The organism is Streptomyces sp. 8L (genome assembly GCF_020176795.1).
In the GTDB taxonomy this organism is placed as follows: Bacteria; Actinomycetota; Actinomycetes; order Streptomycetales; family Streptomycetaceae; genus Streptomyces.
In genome coordinates this window covers 1-4,828 of the sequence record NZ_JAIUKE010000490.1, presented here as the reverse complement: position 1 = coordinate 4,828, position 4,828 = coordinate 1, and the positions used below count along the sequence as shown (strand labels likewise).

Genomic DNA, 4,828 nt, shown 5'->3' with positions numbered 1-4,828 from the left:
CGCCGCCCCCCCCCCCCCCCCCCCCGCCCGCCCCCCCCCCCCCCCCCCGGCCCCCCCGGGGGCCCGCGCCCCCCCCGCCCCCGCCCCCCCCCCCCCCCCCCCCCCCCGGGGCCCCTTTCCGTACGGCCGGGGGCCGGGCGCCGGTCCTCAGACGATCTGCGGCTCGAAGTCCCAGTAGGGCCGCGTCCGAGCCCGGGCCGCCATCGTGTGCGGGTGCTGCGGGCCCAGCGTCGCGGCCAGGTCGTCCAGGGCCTCAGCCTCGGTCTTGTCGGCGCCCTGCCGGTCGCCCAGCGCCCGCAGGTCCGCCGCGGCGGCGATGCGCGCGGAGAGGGTCAGCGGATGGGTGCGGCCCAGCGCGTCCGCCGCCCGGGTGGCGGTGTCCGTGTTCAGCCGGGCCGCCGACTCGACCTCGCCGCGCAGGGTGCGCATCTCCGACGCGTTGATGGCGCAGCCGAGCGTCCACGGGTGGTCGGGGCCGACCGCCGCCCGCATCCCGGCGAGCGCCTGCTCCGCCAGCTCGTACGCCTGCTCGCGCTCGCCGACCGCCCGCAGGATGAGCGCCTGGTTGGACCTGGCGCCCATCGGGAACGGGTGGGCCGCGCCGAGCAGCAGGGTGTAGCCGTCCACGACCCGTTCGCTTATCTCCCTGGCCTGGTCGATGTCGCCGTGCTCGCGGGCGAAGCAGCTCTGCCCCGCGGCGAAGCGCAGGGTGTCGGGGTCGCCCTCACCGAGGACGCGCTCACTGCGTTCGAGGACGCCGGTGAACAGTTCGGCCGCCTCCCGGCGCCGCCCGATGCGGTAGAGCGCGAGCGCGAGGCTGTGTTCCGCGTTCAGCGTCTGCGGGTTGTCGGTCCCGAGGACGCTGCGGTGCACCCGTACGCTCTGCGCCTGGAGCGACTCGGCCTCGTTGTAGCGGCCGAGGAGCCGCTGGTCGGTGGAGACGTGGACCTCGGAGAAGAGCGACCAGCGGTGGCGGGGGCGCAGCAGGCGCCGCCGCTCGATCAGGGTCTTCATGTCGAGGTCGAGGGCCTCCTGGTACCGGCCGAGCAGCCGCAGCGACACGGCCACGTTGTTCTGCGCGTTCAGGGTGCGGGCGTCCTGCTCGCCCAGCAGTTCCTGGTAGGCGTCGAAGACCCAGCCCGAGATGGTGCGCGCCTCGTCGTAGCGGCCGAGGCCGCGCAGGTCGGCCGCGAGGCCGCTGGCGGCGCGGAGGTGGGTGAGGTCCTTGTCGCCGTGGGCCTCCCTGAGATGGACGACCGCCGTGCGTTCCAGTGCCTCGGTGTGCGCGTAGTCGCCCACCGCGCGCAGCAGGTTGGCGTAGTGGTGGGTGAGGTCCCAGATGCGCGGATGCGTGTCGCCGAGCTGCTCCTTCCACGCCTTCATGGCCCGGGTGCCGAGGGTGAGGCCTGCCTGGTACTCGCCCGAATGCAGCATGTACTGGAGGCAGTTGAGCACCAGCGTGTGCATGGCGGGGCTGGTGGTCTGCAGGACGTCCGCCCACCGCAGATGGGGCGCGATCTCCGCGTACTCCGGCCACATCCGGGAGTCGGTGGGCTGGCCGGGGTCCGCGGCGGCGAGGGCACGGCGCACGACCTCGATGAGTTCGTCGTGGTCCTCGGCCGGCATGTCCTGGCGGACGATCTGGTGCACCAGCCGGTGCATGTAGAGGGTGTCGCCCGGGACGGTGCCCATGGCCTCCGGCATGGTCTCGTGGATCTCCCGGTCGCCGACCCCGGCCGCGCGGATCACCGCGTACTGGCGGAGCTTGTTGATGGCGGTGGACCAGCTGACGGAGTTGCCGACGAGTCCGCGCAAGCTCTCCGGCAGGTCGTCGGCCGGCAGGTCGCGCACCAGGCGTACGGGGATGGCGCCGGGCGCGAAGAACGCGCACAGCCGCAGCAGCGTGACGGCCTCGGGGACGGTCTCCCGCAGCCTGTTCAGCAGTATCGACCAGCTGGTGCGGAAGGGCGTGGGGAAGTCGCGGGAGACCCGGACGACGTCCTCGTCGATGCCCTCCTGGTCGAGCAGCGCGATGTACTCGTCCACCGACATGTCGGAGTCGTTGAGCCAGCCCGCCGTCTGGTCGAGCAGCAGCGGCAGGTCCTCCAGTGCCTCGGCGAGCCGGTCGGCCTCGGCCGGGCGCAGGCGGGGGGCGCGGCGCAGGACGAACGCCACCGACTCGTCGCGGCTGTACTCGGGCACCTCGATCAGGAGGCTGTTGTGCTGGGCCCAGTCGGGGTTGCGCGCCGTGATGAGCACATCGCCGGGTCCGTCGGGGACGAGGTCCCAGATCGCCTCGGGGTCGTCGGCGCCGTCGAACACGACCAGCCAGCGGCCGTACGGGTCTCCGCGGCGCAGCGCGATGCGGGTGGCACGCAGCCGCTCGCCGTAGTCGACGCCCGTCGACAGGCCGATTTCCGGGGCGAGTTGGGCAAGACGCTGACGGCAGACGGCCCGCTTGTCGGCCGCGACCCACCACACCACGTCGTACTCGGCGCCGAACCGGTACACGTACTCGGCGGCGAGCTGCGTCTTGCCGACGCCCGACATGCCGTGCAGGGTGACGACGTGTGCGCCGTCCTCGGTGCTCCGCAGCGCGTGGTAGGTGTCGTTGAGCAGACTCTCCCGGCCGGTGAAGCGGATGTTGCGGCGGGGCACACCGCCCCACACGTCGGACGGGTCGTTGGGGAAGCGTGGGCCCTTGCCGGTGCCGGCGGGGAGCGGGTCGGTGGGCAGCCCGAGCCTGGTCAGGACGCGTCGCTCGGCCTCCTGCTCACCGACGGCGGTGAGGTCGGGCGCGGCGAACACCGCGGTGGCGGGCGGCAGCGCGTCGGTGGTGACGGAGACCCCGGCGAAGCGGCCCGGGTCGGTGGCGACCACCTCGGTCAGGGCGCTGTTCCACTCGGCCTGGGTACGGGGGCCCATCTGGAAGTACCAGGTGCTGAGGATGACGAGCACCGGCCCAGGCGCGAGGGCGAGGGCGCGCAGCGAGTCCGTGAGCGGTGTGCCCTCCTGGGGGTCCCACCGCTGGTAGGAGACCGTGTGTCCGCGGCGCTCCAGCCGGTCTCCTATCCAGGCGGCCCAGACGCGGTTGTACCCGGCGAAGCTGATCGTCACCGTCTGGGGCCCGGCCTCGGCAACCCTCTTGCGTGCTCCGGGCATTCAACCGTCTCCCTGCGTCGTGAAGAGCCCACCTGACATACCGTCGAGCTTAGGCCCTGACGGACCTGGAGAATCGATCCTGGCGGTGTGAAACCGGGGTGGGACGCGAACCGCCGGGACCCGCGGCGGGATTCACGCGTCCGGTCGCTCCCACCGCCGCGTCCCGTCAGTTTCTCCCCTCCCCCGGCGCCGTCCCGCGTACACCGCCGGGGGCGGTTCGCGGGCGGGCGTCGGTGTGATGGCGCTGGCGCCAGAGGGTGCGTGCCGTGGCGACGTACGCACGGGCCCGCGCGGCGTGTCCGGTGGGCGGCGGGTCCTGTGCGAGCCGGTCGTGGGTGGCCGCCATCTCGCCCACCACAACGCGGCCCTCCGGGGTCAGGGTGTCCGCCGCGGTGAGGACCGGCAGGACCGCTCCCACCTGTTCGGCGCAGCGCGCGTGTTCGGCCCACGCCAGGTCTCGCTGTGTCGTGCCGCGCGCGGCGAGGGCGTAGCGCTGCCAGTAGTCGGCGAGCGCCAGATGGGAGTAGGCGCCCTGGAGCAGTCCGTCGAAGGGGCGCGGATCAGTGCGCCAGGGCGCGAAATACGCTTCGGCCGGTCCGGCGTCGCGCAGCCGGACGAGTGCGGCGAGCGCGGACAGCTTGGTGTGCTGGAGCTCGTGGACGAGGGTGGCGGCGAAGTAGGCGGGGGTGGAGGGGCGGCTGCTGAGGACGGCGCCGAACGCCTCGCGCCGGGTGCCGCTGCAGTGCGACGCGCTCTCCCCCGCCGGGCCGCGCCCCGGCGGCGGCGCGAGGGGCACGAGGCAGCGCAGCAGCAGCGCCGCCTCCGCCGTGCGGTGCTCGCCGCCGATCCGCAGGACGGGCTCCGTGCCCGCCCAGGAGGCGGCCCACGCGGCGCGGCTGCCGGGGTCGAGTCGGGTGACGGCGCCGAGGCCGTGCCGTTCGAGCCCGCTTCCCGCGGTGCGGTACGGGTCGAGGTCGTCCAGGAGTACGGGGGCGGCGCCCGGCAGCAGGGCGGGCAGCGCGCCCAGCGGCAGCCAGCGCGGGTCGTCGGAGGCGGTGGCGGCGGCCGGACCCGCGCTCCGCGTGGCGGCCCCGGCGTCGTCCGCGGGGTTCCGCCGTACCGTACGGACCTCGACCGGCGGTGTCGCGGCGCCCTGGCGCAGGGTCAGGACGCCGTCGGCCAGGGACGCCTCCACCCGCGCGCCGGGGTAGGTGCGCAGCGCGCCGAGTGTGGGCAGGGCCAGCAGGTCGCCGTGCGCGGTGAGGCTGCGGGTGGCGGTGAGCCCGGCGCGGACGGCCGCGGCCGCGGCGATCGCCCCGAAGTGCGCCAGGTCCGCGGCCAGTTCGGGTACGGCGGGGGCGCCGGCCGGCCCGGCGGCGGTGAGCCCGTAGAGGCAGCGCTGTGCCCAGGGGCCGGTGAGCGGGTGCAGCAGGACGGCCGCGACGGCGTCCCGGTCGGCGTGCTCGGGGTCCTCGAGCAGCGCCCAGTCGGCGCGGAGCCGGTCGAGGGCGGCGGGCGGGCAGACGGGCGCGGAGGCCGCCGCCGCGGCGGCGAGCACCGCCCTGAGGCGGACGAGGCGCCGGGCGTGCTGGTCGCGGACCAGCAACCCGAGGGCGGCGTGGCCGCCCTCCGTACGGGCGAGTTCGGCGAGCAGCGCGGCGTGGGT

The 4,828-nt window shown here is 75.1% G+C and carries 2 protein-coding genes; both read right to left on the bottom strand.

Going from position 1 to position 4,828, the window contains the following annotated elements; genetic code table 11:
• Window positions 1-147 precede the first annotated feature (147 nt).
• Entirely contained in the window at window positions 148-3,162 is a 3,015-nt protein-coding gene (gene fxsT, locus LCE31_RS32115; RefSeq protein ID WP_225020666.1) for an FxSxx-COOH system tetratricopeptide repeat protein, read from the bottom strand.
• Window positions 3,163-3,328: 166 nt separating this feature from the next.
• Window positions 3,329-4,816 carry an aKG-HExxH-type peptide beta-hydroxylase gene (locus LCE31_RS32110; protein WP_225020669.1) on the bottom strand — a complete coding sequence of 496 codons (1,488 nt, stop codon included), beginning with the start codon at window positions 4,814-4,816 and terminating at the stop codon, window positions 3,329-3,331.
• Window positions 4,817-4,828 lie beyond the last annotated feature (12 nt).

What these genes read in the sequence shown, in the direction of transcription:
- fxsT (WP_225020666.1), bottom strand. Translation starts at nt 3,162, where the DNA reads ATGCCCGGAGCACGCAAGAGGGTTGCCGAGGCCGGGCCCCAGACGGTG.